Here is a 20,083-nt window from a genome sequence, read left to right on the forward strand (position 1 = left end):
CTCCGCACCTCCTCTGGCCCCAGGTTAGCCCTGGGCCTATAAATTTCTCCGTTGATTGGCGAGGACAGGCCATTGCTCGGATCTTTACGTAGTATCGTTCAAGAAGTAAACACCGCCAGAGACCTTCCTGCGGTGCTCGAAATTATTGTTCGACGTGTGCGTGAAGTGATGCATACCCGGGTCTGCTCCGTATACCTTCGTGACAAACAATCCGGAAATTATGTCCTGATGGCCACCGATGGCCTGCTCCCAAGTGCCGTGGGTCAAGTGCACTTGGCGCCTGGCGAGGGCCTTGTGGGCAACGTGGTTACCCGCGAAGAGCCCATTAACCTGGAAAAGGCCGAAGCTCACCCCGCCTTCCAGTATTTTCCCTCCACTGGCGAGGAGCGCTTTAGCGCTTTTCTGGGCACGCCGATTATTCACCACCGCACCGTACTTGGTGTTTTGGTTGTCCAGCAGGAGGAACAGCGCCGTTTCGATGAGGGTGAGGAAGCCTTCCTGGTCACGCTGTCCGCTCAATTGGCCGGGGTTATAGCGCATGCGGAGGCCACCGGTATGCTGGCCACCATCCGTAGGCAGCGCCAGGAAACCCATTTCTCCGGTATTGCCGCCTCACCTGGCATTGCCATCGGTCGTGCACATATTGTCACCCCCCAGGCCAACCTGGCCACCGTGCCCTATTCCCTGTGCTTGGATATTGAGGACGAACTCGCCTTATTCCAGCAAGCACTCAGCACTGCCAGGGAAGAAATCCGCGAAGTAGGAGAAAGGCTCAAAGGAGACCTGAACCGCGAGGAGCGTGCGCTGTTCGACGCCTATATCAGTATGCTGGACGATAACTCTCTCGCCGTTGAAGTCTGCGACCGTATCCAACAGCAATTGAGTGCCCCCAGGGCCTGGGCCGAGGTCATGCTCGAACATGTAAGGCGCTTTGAAGCCATGTCCGATTCTTATTTTCGCGACAGGGCAGCCGATGTTCGCGACCTGGGCTCCAGGGTTCTCGCACATCTGCATCAACGCCAGCAGAGCGAGCGAGACTACCCGGATAACACCATTCTCGTGGGAGAGGAGTTAACAGCGGCTGTATTGGCTGAGGTCCCACGGGAAAAGTTAATCGGCGCCGTCTCTGTAAAGGGCTCTTCCAATAGCCACGTAGCTATCATTGCCCGGGCCATGGGCCTGCCTGCCATTATGGGGGTGCAGGATCTCCCCTATGAGACTATCGATGGTGTCGATATGGTTGTGGACGGCTATCGGGGCGACCTACATATCCATCCCGGCGCGGAACTGAAGCGCCGCTATGACGATATTGTGGAGGAGGAACACCAGCTTGCCCGTAGCCTCGACCATATGGCCGGGCTACCAGCGGAAACAGCTGATGGCCACCGGGTTTGCCTGCTAGTTAATACCGGGCTAATGGCCGATGTAGTGCGCTCCCTGGAACGAGGTGCGGAAGGCGTGGGCCTATTTCGGACTGAAGTACCTTTCCTGCTGCGCGACCGCTTCCCCTCTGAGGAAGAGCAGCGGGAAATCTACCGGGAACAGCTGGAGGCCTTCGCGCCCATGCCGGTCACCATGCGAACCCTGGATGTCGGTGGCGATAAGGCGCTGGCCTACTTCCCTATCGAAGAAACTAACCCCTTCCTCGGCTGGCGCGGTATCCGCGTTACCCTGGACCATCCGGAAATATTCCTGGCGCAGGTGCGCGCCATGATGAAAGCCAGCTTAGGGCTCAACAACCTGCGTATCATGTTACCAATGATCAGCGGGCTCAATGAACTGGAAGCTGCGCGCAGGTTAATAGAACGCGCCTACGGAGAGCTGCTGGAAGAAGGGTATGAGATTGAAATGCCGCCGGTTGGTGTCATGGTGGAAGTACCTTCAGCCATTTACCAGATTCGCGAGCTGGCCGAGCGCGCCGACTTTATCTCAGTAGGTAGTAACGACCTGACCCAGTATCTGTTAGCGGTAGACCGCAACAACACACGTGTAGCCAATATCTATCACGCCCTCCATCCCGCGGTGCTTCGCGCGCTACAGGAAATCGTCACCATTGCACATGCAGAGGGCACCAAGGTGAGCATCTGTGGAGAGCTGGCCGGCGAACCCGGGGGGGCGCTGCTGTTAGTGGCAATGGGCTATGACAGACTATCGATGAATGCCACCAATTTGCCAAGGGTAAAGGCTACCTTGCGCGCTGTGCGCCAGGCAGATACCGAGCTGCTTCTACACCAGGTGCTCAAAATGGATTGCGCTGACGAGATTGAACAAACCGTGAGCGCCTTTTTGCAGAGGATCGGCCTCAAAAATATTCTGCGCCCAGCAAGTGCACGGCATTAAGTCCGATACTCTTCAAACAAAAAAGCCGCTGCATTTGGCAGCGGCTTTTTTGTTTGAGAGCAGGAAGTAATTACTCCGCTGACTCCTCGCGATACGCCTCGGCATCCAACATATTGTCCAGCTCACTCACGTCACTGGGCTTGATACGGAAGAACCAGCCATCATCATAAGGGGAAGAGTTCACGGTTTCCGGAGAGTCTTCCAGAGCCTCGTTCACCGCGACAACCTCACCGGAAACGGGGGAGTAAATATCGCTGGCAGCTTTCACCGACTCGACCACACCAGCCTCATCTCCTGCAGCCAGGGTGCTGCCAACTTCGGGGGTTTCAACGTATACCACGTCGCCCAGAGCATCCTGAGCGTGATCGCTGATGCCGATAGTTACGGTGCCATCCTCTTCCAGGCGCGCCCACTCGTGGCTGGAGAGGTATTTCAGTTCATTGCGGATTTCGCTCATGCTGTTATCCCTTGATTAAGCATCTGAATTTATTGTCTTGCCAACGCGTACACCTGCGGGCGACGCTTAAATAACCGATTTGCCATTGCGCACGAAACAGGGCTTCACCACCCTGACTGGCTGCAGCTTTTTGCGGATTTCCACCTCAGCGGTATCGCCAACACTGACCGGTACCCGCGCCATGGCAATGGAGTAACCCAGGGTCGGCGAGAAGGTCCCGCTGGTAATGATACCGCGCTCTTCTGTACCGTCTACCACCACCTGTTGGCCCGCCCGCAGTACACCGCGCTCCTCCAGGACCAGACCAACCAGCTTGTGCTTAACGCCCTGCGCTTTTTCTTCTTCCAAGACTGCACGGCCAATAAAGTTGCGGCCTTCCGGCTCCCAGGCGACGGTCCAAGCCATATTGGCCACCAGTGGGGAAGTCTCTTCATCCATTTCGTGGCCGTAGAGGTTCATACCGGCTTCCAGACGCAGAGTATCGCGAGCACCCAAACCACAAGGCGCTACGCCAGCATCGGCGAGAGCGCGCCAGAAGCCGCTGGCGTCCTCACCCGAGAGCATGATTTCCAGGCCATCTTCACCGGTATAACCGGTGCGCGCCACAAACCAATCACCACGGGCCACACTTTCAAATACTTTCAACGCATCGATTGCCGCAGTCCAGTCGATACCCAGGACTTCCTTGGTTTTAGCGATTGCATTGGGACCTTGGATAGCGATCATTGCAAGATGAGGACGCTCTGTGAGAGTCACATCAAAAGATTCTGCCTGCTTGTTCATCCAGGCTAAGTCTTTGTCGCGGGTCGCGCAGTTCACCACCACTCGATAACCAGGATCACGCAGGTAGACGATCAAGTCGTCGATTACACCGCCTTGGTCATTGAGCATACCAGTGTAGAGAGCCTTGCCAGGCTTGCCGTCTAGCTTGGCCACATCATTGGCCAGCAAATAACGCAGGTAGTCGCGAGCAGCGGGCCCATCGACATCTACTACGGTCATGTGGGAGACATCGAACATCCCCGCATCGGTGCGCACCTTATTATGCTCATCCAGCTGGGAGCCGTAGTGTAGCGGCATGTCCCATCCACCGAAGTCCACTATTTTGCCACCCATGGCGACATGTGTGTCATACAAAGGCGTTCTGTTTCCCATCTTAATTCTCAGTCCGTCAGGTTCCGAAGCGGCGTATTCTAGCGGCTTGAGTACAGACCTTGCCAGCAGGCTATCCGCGGCGACATTTATGGTCAGCAAGCTTAGCAGCCGCCGGGACTAAAACCTGCGCAGAATGCCGGAGGCCGTCAAAGATTCCGCTGGTGCCACCGGTAGTAAAAAAAGTGGCATGAAGAGCGGATAGATTAGTCCCGCGGACGCTCACTCTCCTTATTGCTTTCTTCTGGTTTTTTCTCTTCTTGAGCCGATTCGTCCACCTTTAGACCATATTTTTTGGAGCGCCAACGCCACAGCCGCTTAGCCAACTCCTGGCGATCAGGGGTTTTATCAGCCTCATCGACAATCTCTTCACCGAGCAAGGTCTCAAGAAGATCCTCAAGGGTAATCAATCCCTCAAGGCCACCATACTCATCCAGCACTGCGCTGATCTGCACCCGACGAGATAGCATTTTCTGGAAGGCCTGATAGATCGTGGCAGTTTCTGGCAGCATCAGCATCTCACGGCGGAAATCCTCCAACTTACGCTCGCGCTCTCCCTTGGCATAAGCAAGTAAAAGCTCCTGTTTAAGTACAAAACCTACAACGCAATCTGGATCGCGATTTTCATAAACAGGGATACGCGAGAAGCGCCCTTTTTCAACTTCCTCATAAGCCTCAGCCAATGTTGCATCCTGGGGCAGGGAAAAAACCACGGTGCGTGGAGTCATCACCTCTCGTACCGAGTGATCCCGCAGGGTAAAAAAGAGATTGCGTAAAATATTGGACTCACGCTGTTCCAGCTGGCCCTCAGCCTCACCAATCTCGGCCATAATCGCAAATTCATCGCGGCTAAAGCCGGTCAGGGTCGGCCCATGGGAGAGACCGCGGGTTAACATTTCAGACATTTTGACAAATGGATAGAGCAGCCAAACCAGCCCCCGCAACCCGTAAGCAGTAAATGGTGCCAGTTGACGCCAATAAACCGCTCCCAGGGTTTTGGGGATAATCTCAGAAAAAACCAGAATTAACAGTGTCAGGATCGCAGAGGCAATTCCCAGGTATTGATTGCCAAAAACCGCCGCTGCCTGGGCTCCAGCCCCGGCAGCACCGGCGGTATGAGCGATGGTATTCAGGGTAAGAATTGCGGCCAGGGGCGCATTGATATCCCCCTTGAGTTTACGTAGCAGAGGGCCGGCCTTATGTCCCTCGCGCTCCAATAGTCGCACGTAGGGCGTTGTTACACTGAGAATGACGGACTCGGCTATAGAGCACAAAAATGAGAAACCGAGAGCGATAAATACATAAGTAATTAAGAGAAGCATATATCCCTGGTTACAGAAAAACTGGAATTGAATTTTTGCGTACTGCCAACGACACAACAAGCCTGTAACAAGCTAAAAAAGCAAAAATATTATCAAATGGGCCAATAACAGCCGGACAAGGCCCCACTTATCAAAACAGGAACAACAAACGCAAGTGCACCTTAGGGAGCGGTTCAGCCTGGAATAAACTTCCGCCCCCCGCCCACAACGCAATACACTAAAGCAACGACTAAGCCGCTAACGAAGCCCCCTATATGTGCTGCGTTTGCAACCCCGACTCCGGTGAAAAATGTCACAACCCCCAAAGCGCATAAAACCAGCCAAGCCAAAGCCACGGTGATAATACCTACGGGAATATCACGCCATGCTGGCTGAAAACGCTGCACTACCAAAGCAAACCCTACAAGGCCATACACCACTCCAGACATACCACCAAAAAGAACCCTCGGCTCCCACAAATACTGGGAAAGATTGGAGGCGATAGCCCCGATAAGTACCAGCAACGTATACATGAGGCTGCCACCCCGGGCTTCCAATGGCCGACCTAATATCCAAATACCCAAAGCATTGAACAAAGCATGGGGCAGGGAAAAGTGCACAATAGCTGGTGTCAACAACCGCCACCACTGCCCATTTTGTAGATGCCAGGCAAGAGTGGAATCTGAGAGAGGATTGCCCGTTTGATCCGGGTAGATCAGCAAAGCACTGGAGAAATTATTCGCTTGCAGAAACCAGCCAACAAAACATAGTGCAATCAACAAGAGGCTGACTGGTGTCTTATCCAGGGGAAAACTTGGTAACACTGAGACTTGGTTATGTGCCTGTTCAGACGATACATTTCTTTTAGGTTGATGCGCTGATTCCGTCTCGGGATCATTCACTTCAACTGCCGAATCAGGCGCACCATTTGGCTGAGCAGCTTGTAACTGGACCCTGTCGAGGTCAACTTCACCAGCATCCCAGCGCTGCAGCAGGGGTTTAAGTACTTCTGCTAGGTTGCCATCAAAGGTCATTATCTGCTGCCGGTTTTTCTCCTCAACGATTCGCAACGGCAGTTGATAACGTTGAATAAAATGCGCCAGTGCACAGAGATCCTTCGAAAGAGGAAAGGAATAAATAACTAACCACTGGCTCAAATCGGTAAACCCTTCTAATTGGATTGCCTGACATCACTCATTCCAACGGGCCCTTTTGCACTTACCGGCGCTATATTTTAACAGCAATTACAAGGGGCAAGCTCTCACTACACTGCCATGGCCCGCAGAATGATACGCTTTTTTAACATGGGGCTGGCGTCCACCATACTCAAGCCAGTATTGCGCAGCCAGCGCCAGTGCAAATCGCCAGCACCAAACAGAGATTTAAACGCACTCATGGCTTTTAAGGTTGCAGCATTATCCCCGCGGCGACGACGTTCGTAACGCGCCAACACCGAGGCGTGTGCAGGTTCCAGCCCGCGGGACAAGGCACGGTCTACTTCATCGGTGAGAACACGCACATCCTGGAACCCAAGATTCACGCCCTGTCCAGCCAGAGGATGGATACTATGGGCCGCGTCCCCAACCAGCACGGCACCGGGGCCATGATAACGCTCCGCATGGCGAGCACGCAGAGGAAAAGAAAAGCGCTCACTCACTGATTCGACTTTACCGAGCCGACTTTCGAAAGCTTTTTCCAGATTCAGAGCGAAGGCCTGGTCATCCAACATCAGCAGCTCCCGAGCGAGTGGGTCATCCGCCGACCAGACAACGGCACAGTGATTGTCATCCCCGAGTCCAGCTAGTGGCAGGAATGCCAGGGGGCCACTCTGCAGGAAACGCTGCCAAGCGGTATGGCGATGAGGCTTTTCGCAGCGAGCGACACATACCAGGGCTGCCTGATGATAATCCGTATCCTGGCAGCGAATTCGGAGCAGGTCTCGCACTTTAGAAAGAGCGCCATCGGCCCCAATCAGCAGGCGGGTGCGCACTATCTCGGCCCGTTCACGCAACTCTTCTATGTCATTAAGCTGCTCACCACGCGGCTGTAAGTGCCAAAGCCCACAGTCTCGCCACCAACTTTCCAAACGAAAGCCATTGACCAGCTCCACATTCGGCAGTGCCTCAAGCCGGGCCCTCAAAGCAGCAACAATCACATTGTTTTCAACAATATGGCCGAGATTTGGTAATTGCACATCGCGGCTGTTAAACCTTACTGAACCGGTGCCGTCGGCATCCCAGACTCGCATTTCCACATATGGGCAGGCGCGGCGCGCAGAAATCTCCGCCCAGGCACCAACCTCCTCAAGTAACTCCCGTGAAGCTTGAGTTAAAGCCACCACCCGCGGCTCATAATTTTGGGAAGGTTCCGGCACAGTCCCCTCGGAGGCCTCCAGCAGGGCAAGACGCATATCCGGGTGGCGCACCGCCAACAGTGCGGCCTGGGCCATCCCCACCATACCTGCGCCAACAATGGCAAAGTCCAAACGGTGTCTATTCATATTCAAGCCAATTCCGCTGTTGCACCCTCACAAGGGCACCGTTAAAGCCCAAATCCTGCCGCCTGGCTGACAAACTCCGCTCTCAGCGGCGGTACCAGTGTAAGGCCGAGCAAACCCATTTGGCGCACAACTTGCTGAAAGGGGTTCTCTGATGTGAATAGTGACGGTATTTGGTCACTAAACCCAACAGTCAATTGCTGGTCAAAACTGCGACATCGACCATAGGCCCGCAGGCGATCCAATTCTGCTTTTGAACCCTGCGCAGGTTGATCTCCCGCTAAAGTCTGTGCCAGGGCATAGCAGTCGCGCAGAGTCAGGTTAAACCCCTGCCCGGCTACCGGGTGCAGGAAGTGCGCGCAATTACCAACCAAAACCAGGTTGCGGCGCCATTGCTCCCGCGCTAAGGACAGACTGAGCGGGTACCCCTGTAGGGCTCCAGCCCGCTCAAAACGGCCCGCACGCCAGCCAAAATTTTCTTGCAGACGCAGCAGGCGCTCCTCCTCCGACAGCGTAAAGAGGGCCACCGCCTCACTCTCTGGGCAAGCCCACACCAGTGCAGCGCGATGTCGTCCCTGTCGTTGCTGCAAAGGCAATAACGCCATAGGCCCCAAAGCGGTAAAACGCTCAAAAGCGACGCCACCATGGTCCCGCTGTAGACCAACAGTAGTGACCAGGGCCCTCTGTTGGTACTTTACCGTATCAATTTCTATACCCAACTGCCGACATAGGGGCGATTCCACTCCATCGGCAATAACCAGTAACCTGGTGGTCAATTTATATTGAAAGCCCTGCTCAGCGGCACTCCAATTCAGGTGTGCCCCTGCGGAATCCATTCGAACCCGGCTGACCCTAGCGGGAGCCAACAATTGCACCGCTGTATCCGCCAAAGCGCGATGCAGGATCGGCCCAAGCGCAGCATTCTCAATCACAGCACCGAGCATGCCCTGGAAGCTTGCTTGCTGCTGTGTATGGGTGGACAGAGATGCGCCAAAAGAGTGGCCACGGTCACTCACTTGGATACGCTGGATGGGCGCACAATATTCACGTAAGGCGGACCACAAACCCAGCTGTTGGAATAACTGTAAGCTGCCAGCGGCGATAGCTGTGGCGCGGGTGTCAAAGCTGGGCAACTGGACACTGGCAGAGGCATCAGGTAGCGCTCTCTGTTCCAGCAGTGCAACACTCAGCTGAGGGCAAAAATGTGCCAGCATAAGCGCCAGACTGGCACCGGCCATACCCCCACCAACGATAGCCACATCAAATTGTTGACCTGCCTCAGTCATAAAACTCCCCCAGGCTCTCTATCCATCAATGTAAAGGGCCCGTAAGCCGCAAACTCTTAGTGCTATTTTTAGCGGGTCAGTAAATCCCGCCCATGACGCATTGCATATTCGATCTCTTCTACAGACTTTGGCGCTGCGGCGGATAGGACTTCCACCCCTTCGCCAGTTAGGGCCACGTCATCTTCAATGCGAATACCAATTCCCCGAAACTCTGTTGCAACGCTCTTGTCGTTCAAGGGCACATAAATACCCGGCTCGATGGTCATCACCATGCCGGGCTCCAACTGGCGCCAGGCGCCATGTACCCGGTAGTCTCCGACATCGTGTACATCCATTCCCAACCAGTGGCCTACCCGGTGCATATAAAAGCGCTGGTAAGCACCTGCTTCAATCAAACTCACTAAGTCGCCTTGCAACAGCCCCAGATCTACCAACCCCTGAGTAATTACCTCAACGCTAGCTATATGAGGCTCATCCCAATGGTTGCCGGCCTGTACCCGCTCGATGGCAGCCAGCTGCGCGGACAAAACAATTTCATACAGTGCTTTTTGTGCGCCATTAAAACGGCCATTCACCGGATAAGTTCTCGTGATATCCGCCACGTAACCGCGGTACTCACAGCCAGCGTCCACTAACACCAGATCGCCATCACTCATCTTTGCCTGGTTGCTGCAATAATGCATAACCAAGGCATTGCGACCACTGCCGACAATGGTTGGGTAGGCCGTCTCTCTTGCACCAGCATCGACAAAGGAATGCAGCAGGGTCGCCTCCAGTTGATATTCATAGAGGCCTGGCTGGCAGCGTGCCATGGCTCGGCGGTGTGCTGTAGCACTGATTTCTGCCGCTTGCGCCATCAGACGCAGTTCCTGCGCGCTCTTAATCAAGCGCAACTCACGCAATTGGTAATCCAAGTCCACCATCTCCGGGGCACCCTTGCTGCCTGGAGCCTCGGTAATATTTTGCAAATAGCTGCGAATACGCCGGTCGAGGTGGGCATAGCGTCCCATGGGAAAATAAATACGTTCACGCCCTTCCAGCAGCCCAGGCAAAATGTCATCGAGATCACCTATCGGAAAAGCATCAGATAAACCAAGCCGCTGCACAGCCTGTTCCGGGCCAAGCCGCGGCCCATCCCACATTTCCTTTTCCGCATCGCACTCACGACAAAACAACAGGGTTTCGCCCTGGGTGCGTCCCGGCACCAGAACCAGCAGGGCTTCAGGCTCTTCAAACCCACTCAGGTAGAGAAAATCACTGTCCTGGCGGAAGGGGAAGAAAGTATCGCGGGATCGCAGTTGTTCACCAGCAGAAGAGACAATCGCCAAGCTGTCTGGCGCCAGTTCAGCCATCAGACGGGCGCGACGACGGATATACTCCGTCTTGCTGATTACCGCTTTTTTTCCGCTATTGGACATTAGTGTACAGTTGGACCGCTATCGGATTGCTTGCCGCGCACTTCGGTGAAGATATTGAGTACCGCGACGCGCACGTACTCCTGTAATTCCAGCAGCTGTTGTTCGTTCTCCTCACTCTCCTCTACATGATCGGCATCTACTTGTGAAATTGCACCAATGTCCTTCAGAGCTTCATCGCTGGTGGGAAGCAGCTTCCCCTTGGCACTACCAATACCGAAACCGTGTAAAAAACCTTCGCACCAATGCCCTAGCGCAAGAGTACGCGCGACAATATCGTCATCGTCACAGAGCACCAGTCGGAAAGAAAAGTCGGTATCACTGAGCTGCTTTTGGCTCTCTTTCGCTAATTGCAGAAAATCCTTGTTTAAATCCGCCGGCACAGCCTCCAAATCGAGAAGTTCCGCCAGTTCATGCTGCCAGCGTTTTTTGTCCGGCTCCGCACCTGCAGCCAATATGCCACAGATAAAGCCGTGCAGTTCACTGGGATCCGCCTGGCCGCCGGCCGAGAGAATAGCATTAGCAAGAAGCTCAAATCGGTTGGTTTCTGATGTCATAGTTACCGTGCAATTTTTCTTGATCGGGATATATTCAATGCGTGCAATAGCAGCAGCATGGAAAAGAACTTGTGTTTTCAGGACAATTTTGTGATTGCCCGCGCAGGTGGAGCGATTGACCCACCTTTTCACCGGCAATATAGTAGCGGAATCCCTCGCAGTCTGTCGTGTTGCGAACCCAGACGTCGACCCCAAACGCAGGAAATATGGATAAGCTGCAAGCGTTAGAAAGCACTGTGGATTCACTGATCGCCCGCTGCCAACAGCTGGCCGAAGACAATCGTGAACTGCGCCGGCAGGAAGCCGACTGGCTACGCGAGCGCCAGCGCCTGATAAAAAATAATGAGGCCGCCCGCTCGCGGGTCGAAGCTATGATTAATCGTCTTAAAGGGCTAACGCAAGATTCCTGATGTCTGACTCCGTACCAACATCTGAAACAGTCACCGTATCTATTCTGGGCAAAGAGTACCGTGTGGCCTGTGCAGACCACGAGCGCGCAGGCCTGCAGGCTTCCGCGCACCTTCTGCACGAGCGCATGGCGCGTATCCGCTCAACGGGTACCGTTATTGGCATTGAGCGTATCGCCGTTATGGCCGCACTGAATATTGCTCACGAATTGATCCAGGCCAAAGCGGAATTGAGTAGTATTCCTCTCCAGGAGGAAATGATCGACCGCCTAAAGGACAAAGTACAAAATGCGTTAGGTGAGATAGACCCGGAGCGGGAAACCCAGTCACCGCAAGGATAAAGGTATACGCCTTCCTAATTACAGGCACAACAATTTCCTTTAAATTTCCAGTTAACACCCCCCCCTGCCCAAGTTATAATTAACCTATACCCTGGGGTGTTGGCCAGCAGACTATGTCCTTGAGCCGATAATCTTACCCCGGTGGTTTCCAGCGGGTGCTGGTGCGCAGGTCCGCCATGCAGCGGAAAGCCTTATGTACTCCGGATCCCACCACCTTGAACCTTACGGTTCAAGGCTCCGTCTACAGCCGCACACTCGGGGTTCCTATTTCATCTCCAGTCATTCCCCTACTAATGAGTGAAAATAAAACGCAACTGCGCCAACGTATGCGTGCGGGACGGCGGGGGCTCAGTGCTTATCAGCAGCGTTTGCATGGTCGTGCAGCAATTACCTTATTGAGCCGAATACCACAGATAAAACGCGCCCGCCATATCGGTATGTTTTGGCCTATGGATGGTGAACTGGATGTTCGTCATTTGTTACGGCGTTATCCCAATAAGTATTTTTACTTGCCGGTACTGCCTGTAGAGCCACATCCGCACCTCGGCTTTAGGCGCTGGGCTGGCGAACCATTGTCATTCCGAAATCGCTTTAATATTCCCGAGCCGGTACGCAGCCCCAGTCGAGCACCGAATTTATTGGATTTGGTACTGGTACCGTTGGTGGCCTTTGACCCCAGCGGCGCCCGCCTGGGTATGGGTGCAGGCTTTTACGACCGAACTTTCGAACACAAACTACTGCTGCCGGGTACCGGGCCACAGCTGATTGGCGCTGCCCACCAACTGCAATGCGTGGAGCAATTGCCGACGGACAATTGGGATATACCTTTGGATATGGTGGTGACAGAAAAGCGTATCTATCGCTGCCGTTAATGTTGGAGTTAAAACAAAAAAGGCCGAACACTTTAAGTATTCGGCCTTTTTTGCTGTTTCGTGGGCAGAGCGCCCCCCGGCATCAGCCTAACGGGTAACCACTCCCTGTTGCAGAGCAGCCGGTGGCTCAGATTCCGAGGCAAATACCTCGGTCAAACCACTGGTGCTCAGCAGAACGCCCGCGACAAAGACAACCACAGCGATTGTCAGCGCATCGGCTTTCATTGGGACCATCCTGTACAATCAATTTTTTTGTTATATGCGTTTCGCCTCGCATATGACCTGAGCCATAGCAAAAGTTCCACGATCAAAGAAGATACTGAAGAATCGGCGTGATAGTAACTGTTTATTGGATAATTTATGCGTTTTTTGTCGCATTTTTACGCAAAGGGGTTCGACAAAGCAGAAATTACAGTCTACACCCCAATAACTTCTGAGACGCTTAACCCAATTAAAGGTTTCTCTTCACCTCAGCTACCCAAGAAAAAGCGGTAAGCTGGATTTTCCGTTTCATCCCAAAAGGGATATTGCAGCTGCTCAAGTAAATCCAAAAGTTCTGTGCGAGCCTCGGGCTCGACTTGCAACCCAACCAATACCCGCCCATACGCAGCACCATGGTTACGATAGTGGAACAAGGTAATATTCCAGCGGCCGGCCAAGTGCTCGAGAAACTTCCGCAAGGCTCCGGGCCGCTCAGGAAATTCAAAGCGGTATACAACTTCATCGTGTAATCCAGGTACCCGCCCACCCACCAAGTGGCGAATATGTAACTTTGCCATCTCATTCTCGGTAAGGTCAGTTACCCGATAACCGCCCTCTTTAAGCTTGTCGACCATCTGGCGCCGATCGTTATCGGTAGCCACCTGCAGGCCAACAAAAATATGTGCCTCTTCATCTCCTGCATAGCGATAATTAAACTCGGTAATAGCCCTGTCACCTAAGTCACGACAAAATCTCAGGTAGCTGCCTGGGCTTTCGGGAATACGAACCGCAAGTACCGCCTCGCGCTTTTCGCCAGTTTCTGTGCGCTCGCTAATATAACGCAGCCGATCGAAGTTGATGTTGGCTCCGCTACAAACAGTGGCGAGAACCGAATTGCGGCAATCAATCTGTTCAATAAACCTCTTCAGCCCCGCCAACCCAACAGCCCCAGCCGGCTCGGCGATAGAACGGGTATCCTCAAAAATATCTTTAATCGCTGCACAGATCTCATCGGTACTCACGGTGATCACACCATCCACTGTTTCACTTAGAACTCGGAATGTCTCCTCACCAATTTGCGCTACGGCAACACCATCAGCAAACAACCCTACTTGGGGTAGGCGCAAACGCTCTCCACTTTCCAGGGCAACTTTCAAGCATGCGGCATCTTCAGGCTCCACCGCATAAACCTTTGTTTCCGGCCTTACATACTTGATGTAGGTAGCCATGCCGGCAGCCAGCCCACCTCCACCCACGGGAATAAATACAGCTTCAAGGTTGCCAGAGTATTGGCGCAGCATCTCCATAGCCACAGTTCCCTGGCCAGCGATCACATCCGGGTCGTCATAGGGGTGTACAAAAACCAGGTCGCGTTCCTTCACTAGTTTCCTGGCACGCGCGGCAGCCTCATCAAAGGTATCCCCGTGTAATACCACTTCAGCTCCGCGCATTCTCACAGCATTAACTTTGATCAGAGGTGTGGTCTTCGGCATCACAATCGTTGCACGCACCCCCAACTGGGCTGCACCCAATGCCAATCCCTGAGCATGATTGCCAGCCGATGCCGTGATTACCCCACGAGCACGTTGCTCAGGGGGCAGTTGTAACAACTTGTTATAAGCACCGCGAATTTTGAAGGAAAATACTGGCTGCAGGTCTTCCCGCTTGAGCAGAATGCGGTTACCCAGGCGGTGGGATAGCTGGCGCATCGGTTCTAATGGCGTCTCGGTGGCGACATCGTAAATGCGCGCGTCTAAAATGCGCTTGATATAAGACTTGGGCATGATGTGTATCGGCTGCCGTTGCGATTAATTTCTATGCACGACTCAGGAAAGCCTAGTAGCGTAAGCACTGGCAAAACACTCCCAGCACGCGCAACACCGGCAGGCCAGTCTAAGTCTTGATCAGCACAATTGCCAACAATTTGGCCTTATTGCGCTTTTTTTTGTCGAAAGGTAAAAATAAAGCATAAATAATTGCACAGGAAACTATCCAGAGTATGACCCAGGATGAACTGAAGCAGGCCACTGCCCGCGCCGCTATAGACTATATCTCCCCTCGCCTGGAAGCTGACTCCATCGTCGGAGTGGGCACAGGCTCCACAGCCAATTTCTTTATCGACTATCTGGCGGAGATCAAAGGCAAGTTCGACGGTACTGTCGCCAGCTCAGAAGCCTCGGCACAAAGGCTAAAATCTCATGGAATTCCGGTCTATGAGCTGAATAGTGTAGATAGCATCCAATTTTATGTAGACGGTGCCGATGAAGCTAATCCGGCACTGGAACTAGTCAAGGGAGGCGGTGCCGCCCTAACTAGGGAGAAGATTGTCGCGGCTTGTTCCGATGAGTTTATCTGCATCGCCGATGAGAGTAAGTCTGTAAAGATCCTTGGAGACTTCCCACTGCCGGTGGAGGTGATTCCCATGGCGCGCTCCCTGGTAGCCCGAGAGCTGGTCAAGCTCGGCGGGGACCCGGTTTACCGCCAGGGGGTTATTACCGATAACGGCAATGCAATTCTCGATGTGTACAATCTAAAGATCGAACAACCTGTCGCACTGGAAGAAGCAATCAATAATATTACCGGTGTGGTTACCAATGGCATCTTTGCCAAGCGCCCAGCAGACTTGCTACTGCTCGGAACCAGCACCGGGGTCAAAACCATCACCGCCTAACTGTGCAGTAAATTTATGCAAGAAAATAATAAAAAAAATGGGATTCTGGTGGCGCTGCTTGGCGCCACTGTCCTGAGCGTGGGCTGCGCCACTAGCCCACCCAGTAACCCTGACAATATCTGTTCTATTTTCCGCGAGAAAAAAGGCTGGTATGACGACGCCAAGGCGGCAGAGGAGGAATGGGGCTCCCCGGTTGCAGTGATGATGGCAATCCTGCATCAGGAATCGCGCTTCGTACATGATGCGCGCCCACCGCGCAGCAAGATACTGGGCTTTATTCCCGGACCCCGCCCCTCAGATGCCTATGGTTATGCTCAAGCACTGAAAAATACTTGGCGCGGATATCAACGTTCCACATTTAGTTATGGTGCGGACCGGGATGATTTTGGCGATGCCATAGACTTTGTCGGCTGGTATAACAACACGAGTGCGCGCCGCTGCCAAATCCAGTCCAGAGACAGTTATCACCTGTATCTGGCCTATCACGAAGGACACGGTGGTTTTAATCGACGCAGCTTTAAAAATAAGGCCTGGCTCAAGAAGGTGTCACATAAGGTCTCCGCGCGTGCCCAGCGCTATCAGCAACAACTTAATAGCTGCGAGCAATCCCTAAAGAGGCGCAAGAAATTCCTCGGTCTTTTTTAGGTCCAACCAGTCGAGATCAAAAATTCGCGCGAGTGGCGGGGAAAGGCGCCACGTCCGCGCCGAAACTGGCTACCCTGAAACTAATGTCCCATAGCTGAAAGCACTAAGCTCTCACCTAGTTCCGTACATAACGCCCATTGCCCTAACGTGACGCTGGGTGCTCCCTCTGAGAAGCAAAAGCGTCCACCGACTTTGGAGTGCCCAATGAAGCCCTTTGCCAAATTCCTAACCCTATTTGCCCTGCTGCTCACTGTCCCATTCGTCGCTGCACAACCCGCGTCCCCTCAGGCTAACGCCCCGAAAACGAGTGCCCCCAAGGTATCCTTCAGTGAACCTCAGCTCAAGCAGTTTGCCGACGCCTACCGTTCTATTGTCATGCTGAGTCGGGAATATGCCCCAAAACTTAAGGCTGCTGCTGATATCAAGGAAGCCGAGGCTCTTAATAAAGAGGCCCAAGGCAAAATGATTGCGGCAATCGAGAAAACAGGCTTATCCAAGAGCAAATACCAGGAAATAGCCAACAGCATTAAATCCAACCCGGCACTGTTGGAGAAAGTTAATAAGATACTGCAACAAACCCATACCAAGCCGCAGCAATGAATACAGGCGGCACATCAACCTGATGTGCCGCACTAGTCATCCAGGGTGATTTCCAACACCTGGCAAATGGCCGGCAAATTACTTTTCACCCAGGCTCGATCAAAAGACCCCCAGTCTCGCATCAGATAATAGCCATCGTTGTGGCGCACTCCCTCCTGGACGAATTCCACTCGGGTTCCGTGACCAGGCAGCCCCTTGGCGATTATGTCCTGCACTGTGCGGCGCGGCCAACCAGTCACCTCTTCCAGGGCCGGATTATTCGGGCGGGGAATCTGCTCAATTAAGTATGCAATCAACATGCGCCGACAGATTGTCGGATTCAGCTGGCTCTCAACAGTTGCGGACGGCATTTGGCCACTCCCTCATTGGCATGTAGCTTAATTGTTAACCTCTATGACCTTGAGGTCTAGTGATTAGACGACCTCATCCTCTCCCGCCGCAGGCCTTTTTCCAAAGTAAGCGCTTCCAGCGAGCTACCCGATAAGCACTACAACGAAACGGGATGGAATTTTTCGTTTAAACCTAAATAATGAATAAAAACATGTAATTAGCAGCAGAGATTTCAATATTAGAAAAGAGCATCAGGCACATTTCGCGCCATTCTATTGATCGATAGAGGTCACCTCCCTTATCACTTTGTTACTCCCACCGGCGATAAACCTGACTTTCTGACGCGCATTGCGCATAATCCATGCCTGCACTTGAGCGAAAATATGCAGCTTACAAAATAAAGTTGAGGGCTGAGAGAGTGGAAACTGAAAACCCCAAACTCCACGAGGACCCGGGTATACCTGCCACGGTCGTGCGCGCCCAACTGGTTGGTGCCCACAAAGCAGGATTGGACTGCTTGCAGATACTGCACGACAGCGGTATAGATCCCACCCTGCTTGAGGACCCTGATAACCGCATCAGCCGCGATCAGATGGCCAACCTGCTACGCAGGGAATGGGATCTGCTGAATGACGAATCGGGGGGCTTTCTGGCTCGTCCGTGGCTGCCTGGCACCTTCGCCATGATGGGACATGCCTGTATCAGCTGTCCAAACCTGCGTCGTGCCCTTCTGCGCTCCGGACGGTTTATCAGCATGGTCAGTGATGACCTGCATATCAAATTGGTGGAGGATGGCGAGGAAGCTCGCTTGATTATCCATCACACTAATGACAAGAACCTGCCCAACCAGATTTTTGTCGAGTCTATCGCAGTTATATGGCTGCGCTTCTTTAGCTGGTTGATCGATCGCACCATTCTCCTTGAGCGCGTTTTACTGGCCTTCCCTCAGCCGGATTACAACGAAGATTACAGTGAAATGTTTCCCTGTCGGCATTATTTCAATCAAGCCGAGACCTGCCTGGTATTCAGTACTCGCTACCTGCAAATGCCACTGGTGCGCGATGAACAGCAACTGGCCGAATTCTTGTCCCGTGCTCCCGAGTGTCTTCTCACCCAATACAAATCTGACCACAGCTTCACCGGCCGCATTAGGCGTATGCTGCAACAACAAAACAGCATAGAAAACCTATCCCTCGACGATGTAGCCGCGCGCCTGTATACATCCCCACAGACGCTTCGCCGAAGACTCAAGGAGGAGGGTAATAGCTGGCAGGACATCAAGGACTCAGTGCGCCGAGATATGGCTGTGTACCAGTTAAAACAACAGGAGACTGCAGTAGCAGAAATTGCTGAGCGACTTGGCTTTTCCGAGCCCAGCGCCTTCAACCGCGCCTTTAAAAAGTGGACAGGCCTTGCCCCCGGCGCCTACCGGGAAAAATTCCGCAATGATTAAAGAAAATCCGAAAACTAAATTCTCTTTGGCTTAATGCAAAAATCAGAAAACTAATTGCCCCAAAATACAGCCCCACAAAATTAGCGGGGCTTTTTGCTCCTTTGACTTTCACAAGCTCTGTTATCAATTTTCAGTTGCTAAAAGTTACCACCCGCACGCTGATACGCTCATTACTCATCTTTCTCTGTTCTCTCTTCTCAGCTTCATCCTCTGGGACCTCCTTGGCAGATCCCATACCGGTAGCGGTAATTCTGTTAGCCGCGATTCCCTTCTGCAAGAGTATCTCCCGCACTACATCTGCACGCTCCTGGGAAATCTCCTGTTCCTGGATTTCATTACCCTCACCCTTTACATGCCCCTCAATAGCAATGCTCAGGTTCGGGTTTTCCTGCATTATTTTTGCCAGAGCATTGATATCAGGTGCCGAAGGATCGAGAATCTTCGCAGTCCCCCCTTCAAATTGAACCCTGAGTGGAAACTCCCGGTCAGGCTCCCGGGCAAAACTCTTCAAATAGTCGCGCAGGTTGCTGGCAAAATCATCCGGTCCAAGTTCCGCCTGGGCATTGCTATCGGTTAATGGGGAGTCTCCAACGGGCTCAGAAGGCGATTCCATAAAAGCCTGCTCCTGAGAAGTCAAAGAGGGGCGATTCTCAGGCGCCTCCTCCCTTCCCTTATCCATGCACATATTCAGCGCATAAAGAGCCACCAATACAAGTAACAGCGGAAAAAACCAGCTGCTGAAACTTACTGGTTTACGCTTTTCACCATTACCATGCAGAGCTTCTGGGCGGGGTTCTTGTGGTTTGGCATGGCCGTGAGTAATCAGTGATGCGCCCAATTGATCAAAGCTGGGAACATTTAGGGCTTTGAGCAATGCATCGGGGACTTTGCCCTGGAGAAATTCACGTTGGCCGATCAGGAAAGATGCCAAATCAGAAACATCCATTTTGTGCATCTTTACTTGGCCATTCAGTAAGGATGTAACAATTGGCAGGGCCAACTGGAGCAGGCGGCTGCCATCGCCACTCGGCAATGTCGATGAAGCCAGTTTTTTCACTTCTTCAGTACTGGTACCAAAAACCTTTTGCAACATTCCTGCGCCGGTTTGCAAAATGGCACCGAGTTTGTCTTTGTCAGAAAAACTCTCTGTTACCGTCGAGAGGTCCAGTGCCTCGTTATCGGTAATCATATTGAATAAATATCCCATACCGGTTTTGCTGCTGGCTTTATTCAGCATACCGGCCAGGGAATACGCGATACCACTATCCAGTGCCGCTTGGCCTTTCTCTGCCGGAATATTGAGGGCCGAAGCCAGCGCACCAGTGCCCGAAGCACCCAACTGGCTCGCTGCTATTTCCAGTAGATTTTCTGCCATAGCCAAACCTCACTGCCAGTATTCGCGCAATCTGCCAATGGCCTTCTCGGGTCCCAGTACGCGAAAAATTCAATATCATTCAAATATTTATTGCGTAATTACCAGGCCTGCGCCCCCAGATTGCGCCCGTATTTTCTCTTTACGAAGCAAATTGATCCGCCAAAAAATTTTTGGTGAACAATA

General features: G+C 52.9%; 20 protein-coding genes and 1 other RNA gene. 9 read left to right on the forward strand and 12 right to left on the reverse strand.

Translation table 11 applies throughout. From position 1 onward, the window contains the following. Positions 1–72 precede the first annotated feature (72 nt). The gene (ptsP, locus tag ACJJI7_RS04890) at positions 73–2,340 is read left to right on the forward strand and encodes a phosphoenolpyruvate--protein phosphotransferase (RefSeq protein WP_444902531.1); all 2,268 of its coding nucleotides are present in this window, start codon (positions 73–75) and stop codon (positions 2,338–2,340) included. Positions 2,341–2,410: 70 nt separating this feature from the next. Here ptsP and gcvH read toward each other — a convergent pair whose 3' ends face one another. From gcvH to ACJJI7_RS04930, 8 genes are all read right to left on the reverse strand, one after another. Continuing rightward, a complete protein-coding gene (gene gcvH / locus ACJJI7_RS04895) occupies positions 2,411–2,797 on the reverse strand; it encodes a glycine cleavage system protein GcvH (protein ID WP_020414262.1) in 387 nt (128 codons plus the stop codon). 66 nt (positions 2,798–2,863) lie between these two features. Next, the gene (gene gcvT, locus ACJJI7_RS04900) at positions 2,864–3,952 is read right to left on the reverse strand and encodes a glycine cleavage system aminomethyltransferase GcvT (protein ID WP_282952249.1); all 1,089 of its coding nucleotides are present in this window, start codon (positions 3,950–3,952) and stop codon (positions 2,864–2,866) included. A gap of 203 nt (positions 3,953–4,155) precedes the next feature. Further along, positions 4,156–5,271 carry a CNNM domain-containing protein gene (locus ACJJI7_RS04905; protein WP_444902530.1) on the reverse strand — a complete coding sequence of 372 codons (1,116 nt, stop codon included), beginning with the start codon at positions 5,269–5,271 and terminating at the stop codon, positions 4,156–4,158. A gap of 173 nt (positions 5,272–5,444) precedes the next feature. After that, positions 5,445–6,407, reverse strand: coding sequence for a rhomboid family intramembrane serine protease (locus ACJJI7_RS04910; RefSeq protein WP_444902529.1), 963 nt, complete (start codon positions 6,405–6,407; stop codon positions 5,445–5,447). A 107-nt stretch (positions 6,408–6,514) separates the two neighbouring features. Further along, positions 6,515–7,750: a UbiH/UbiF/VisC/COQ6 family ubiquinone biosynthesis hydroxylase gene (locus tag ACJJI7_RS04915; RefSeq protein WP_444902528.1), complete on the reverse strand. Its 1,236-nt coding sequence runs from the start codon at positions 7,748–7,750 to the stop codon at positions 6,515–6,517. Positions 7,751–7,791: 41 nt separating this feature from the next. Then, positions 7,792–9,033, reverse strand: coding sequence for an FAD-dependent monooxygenase (locus ACJJI7_RS04920; protein WP_444902527.1), 1,242 nt, complete (start codon positions 9,031–9,033; stop codon positions 7,792–7,794). A 68-nt stretch (positions 9,034–9,101) separates the two neighbouring features. Next, positions 9,102–10,451: an aminopeptidase P N-terminal domain-containing protein gene (locus ACJJI7_RS04925; protein ID WP_282952245.1), complete on the reverse strand. Its 1,350-nt coding sequence runs from the start codon at positions 10,449–10,451 to the stop codon at positions 9,102–9,104. After that, positions 10,451–11,137 carry a UPF0149 family protein gene (locus tag ACJJI7_RS04930; protein WP_020414255.1) on the reverse strand — a complete coding sequence of 229 codons (687 nt, stop codon included), beginning with the start codon at positions 11,135–11,137 and terminating at the stop codon, positions 10,451–10,453. The genes ACJJI7_RS04925 and ACJJI7_RS04930 overlap by 1 nt, the downstream gene beginning before the upstream one ends. Before the next feature lie 74 nt (positions 11,138–11,211). Between ACJJI7_RS04930 and ACJJI7_RS04935 the strand changes: the two genes are divergently transcribed. From ACJJI7_RS04935 to ACJJI7_RS04950, 4 genes are all read left to right on the forward strand, one after another. Then, entirely contained in the window at positions 11,212–11,415 is a 204-nt protein-coding gene (locus ACJJI7_RS04935) for a TIGR02449 family protein (protein WP_020414254.1), read from the forward strand. Next, on the forward strand, positions 11,415–11,753 hold the full coding sequence (locus ACJJI7_RS04940) for a cell division protein ZapA (protein ID WP_353375535.1): 339 nt from the start codon (positions 11,415–11,417) through the stop codon (positions 11,751–11,753). The genes ACJJI7_RS04935 and ACJJI7_RS04940 overlap by 1 nt, the downstream gene beginning before the upstream one ends. A gap of 85 nt (positions 11,754–11,838) precedes the next feature. Next, a non-coding RNA gene (gene ssrS / locus ACJJI7_RS04945) (6S RNA) lies at positions 11,839–12,019 on the forward strand. 27 nt (positions 12,020–12,046) lie between these two features. Further along, positions 12,047–12,625, forward strand: a complete 579-nt coding sequence (locus ACJJI7_RS04950; protein WP_020414252.1) for a 5-formyltetrahydrofolate cyclo-ligase — start codon at positions 12,047–12,049, stop codon at positions 12,623–12,625. An 87-nt stretch (positions 12,626–12,712) separates the two neighbouring features. Here ACJJI7_RS04950 and ACJJI7_RS04955 read toward each other — a convergent pair whose 3' ends face one another. Together ACJJI7_RS04955 and ilvA are read right to left on the reverse strand one after the other, a co-directional pair. Beyond that, positions 12,713–12,850 carry a hypothetical protein gene (locus tag ACJJI7_RS04955; RefSeq protein WP_157533578.1) on the reverse strand — a complete coding sequence of 46 codons (138 nt, stop codon included), beginning with the start codon at positions 12,848–12,850 and terminating at the stop codon, positions 12,713–12,715. A gap of 245 nt (positions 12,851–13,095) precedes the next feature. Further along, positions 13,096–14,610: a threonine ammonia-lyase, biosynthetic gene (gene ilvA, locus ACJJI7_RS04960; protein WP_444902526.1), complete on the reverse strand. Its 1,515-nt coding sequence runs from the start codon at positions 14,608–14,610 to the stop codon at positions 13,096–13,098. Positions 14,611–14,825: 215 nt separating this feature from the next. Between ilvA and rpiA the strand changes: the two genes are divergently transcribed. The 3 genes from rpiA (at position 14,826) to ACJJI7_RS04975 (ending at position 16,742) form a co-directional block, all read left to right on the forward strand. Continuing rightward, a complete protein-coding gene (gene rpiA / locus ACJJI7_RS04965; RefSeq protein ID WP_020414249.1) occupies positions 14,826–15,497 on the forward strand; it encodes a ribose-5-phosphate isomerase RpiA in 672 nt (223 codons plus the stop codon). 15 nt (positions 15,498–15,512) lie between these two features. Further along, complete coding sequence (locus ACJJI7_RS04970; protein ID WP_020414248.1) at positions 15,513–16,142, forward strand: transglycosylase SLT domain-containing protein; 630 nt, start codon at positions 15,513–15,515, stop codon at positions 16,140–16,142. Positions 16,143–16,346: 204 nt separating this feature from the next. After that, positions 16,347–16,742, forward strand: a complete 396-nt coding sequence (locus tag ACJJI7_RS04975; RefSeq protein WP_020414247.1) for a DUF4168 domain-containing protein — start codon at positions 16,347–16,349, stop codon at positions 16,740–16,742. A gap of 32 nt (positions 16,743–16,774) precedes the next feature. Here ACJJI7_RS04975 and ACJJI7_RS04980 read toward each other — a convergent pair whose 3' ends face one another. Further along, on the reverse strand, positions 16,775–17,092 hold the full coding sequence (locus ACJJI7_RS04980) for a helix-turn-helix domain-containing protein (RefSeq protein WP_444902525.1): 318 nt from the start codon (positions 17,090–17,092) through the stop codon (positions 16,775–16,777). A gap of 398 nt (positions 17,093–17,490) precedes the next feature. Here ACJJI7_RS04980 and ACJJI7_RS04985 point away from each other — a divergent pair, with 398 nt between their 5' ends. After that, complete coding sequence (locus ACJJI7_RS04985) at positions 17,491–18,525, forward strand: AraC family transcriptional regulator (RefSeq protein WP_245556709.1); 1,035 nt, start codon at positions 17,491–17,493, stop codon at positions 18,523–18,525. Between the two features lie 130 nt (positions 18,526–18,655). Here ACJJI7_RS04985 and ACJJI7_RS04990 read toward each other — a convergent pair whose 3' ends face one another. Beyond that, positions 18,656–19,900 carry an OmpA family protein gene (locus ACJJI7_RS04990; RefSeq protein WP_444902524.1) on the reverse strand — a complete coding sequence of 415 codons (1,245 nt, stop codon included), beginning with the start codon at positions 19,898–19,900 and terminating at the stop codon, positions 18,656–18,658. Positions 19,901–20,083 lie beyond the last annotated feature (183 nt).

The sequence above is a fragment of the Microbulbifer variabilis genome (assembly GCF_056232115.1).

Excerpts from the sequence above, each read along its gene's own strand:
- gcvH (WP_020414262.1), bottom strand. The coding sequence starts at position 2,797 with ATGAGCGAAATCCGCAATGAACTGAAATACCTCTCCAGCCACGAGTGG.
- gcvT (WP_282952249.1), bottom strand. The coding sequence starts at position 3,952 with ATGGGAAACAGAACGCCTTTGTATGACACACATGTCGCCATGGGTGGC.
- ACJJI7_RS04905 (WP_444902530.1), bottom strand. The coding sequence starts at position 5,271 with ATGCTTCTCTTAATTACTTATGTATTTATCGCTCTCGGTTTCTCATTT.
- ACJJI7_RS04915 (WP_444902528.1), bottom strand. The coding sequence starts at position 7,750 with ATGAATAGACACCGTTTGGACTTTGCCATTGTTGGCGCAGGTATGGTG.
- ACJJI7_RS04920 (WP_444902527.1), bottom strand. The coding sequence starts at position 9,033 with ATGACTGAGGCAGGTCAACAATTTGATGTGGCTATCGTTGGTGGGGGT.
- ACJJI7_RS04925 (WP_282952245.1), bottom strand. The coding sequence starts at position 10,451 with ATGTCCAATAGCGGAAAAAAAGCGGTAATCAGCAAGACGGAGTATATC.
- ACJJI7_RS04935 (WP_020414254.1), top strand. The coding sequence starts at position 11,212 with ATGGATAAGCTGCAAGCGTTAGAAAGCACTGTGGATTCACTGATCGCC.
- ACJJI7_RS04940 (WP_353375535.1), top strand. The coding sequence starts at position 11,415 with ATGTCTGACTCCGTACCAACATCTGAAACAGTCACCGTATCTATTCTG.
- ACJJI7_RS04950 (WP_020414252.1), top strand. The coding sequence starts at position 12,047 with ATGAGTGAAAATAAAACGCAACTGCGCCAACGTATGCGTGCGGGACGG.
- ACJJI7_RS04955 (WP_157533578.1), bottom strand. The coding sequence starts at position 12,850 with ATGAAAGCCGATGCGCTGACAATCGCTGTGGTTGTCTTTGTCGCGGGC.
- ilvA (WP_444902526.1), bottom strand. The coding sequence starts at position 14,610 with ATGCCCAAGTCTTATATCAAGCGCATTTTAGACGCGCGCATTTACGAT.
- rpiA (WP_020414249.1), top strand. The coding sequence starts at position 14,826 with ATGACCCAGGATGAACTGAAGCAGGCCACTGCCCGCGCCGCTATAGAC.
- ACJJI7_RS04970 (WP_020414248.1), top strand. The coding sequence starts at position 15,513 with ATGCAAGAAAATAATAAAAAAAATGGGATTCTGGTGGCGCTGCTTGGC.
- ACJJI7_RS04975 (WP_020414247.1), top strand. The coding sequence starts at position 16,347 with ATGAAGCCCTTTGCCAAATTCCTAACCCTATTTGCCCTGCTGCTCACT.
- ACJJI7_RS04980 (WP_444902525.1), bottom strand. The coding sequence starts at position 17,092 with ATGCCGTCCGCAACTGTTGAGAGCCAGCTGAATCCGACAATCTGTCGG.
- ACJJI7_RS04990 (WP_444902524.1), bottom strand. The coding sequence starts at position 19,900 with ATGGCAGAAAATCTACTGGAAATAGCAGCGAGCCAGTTGGGTGCTTCG.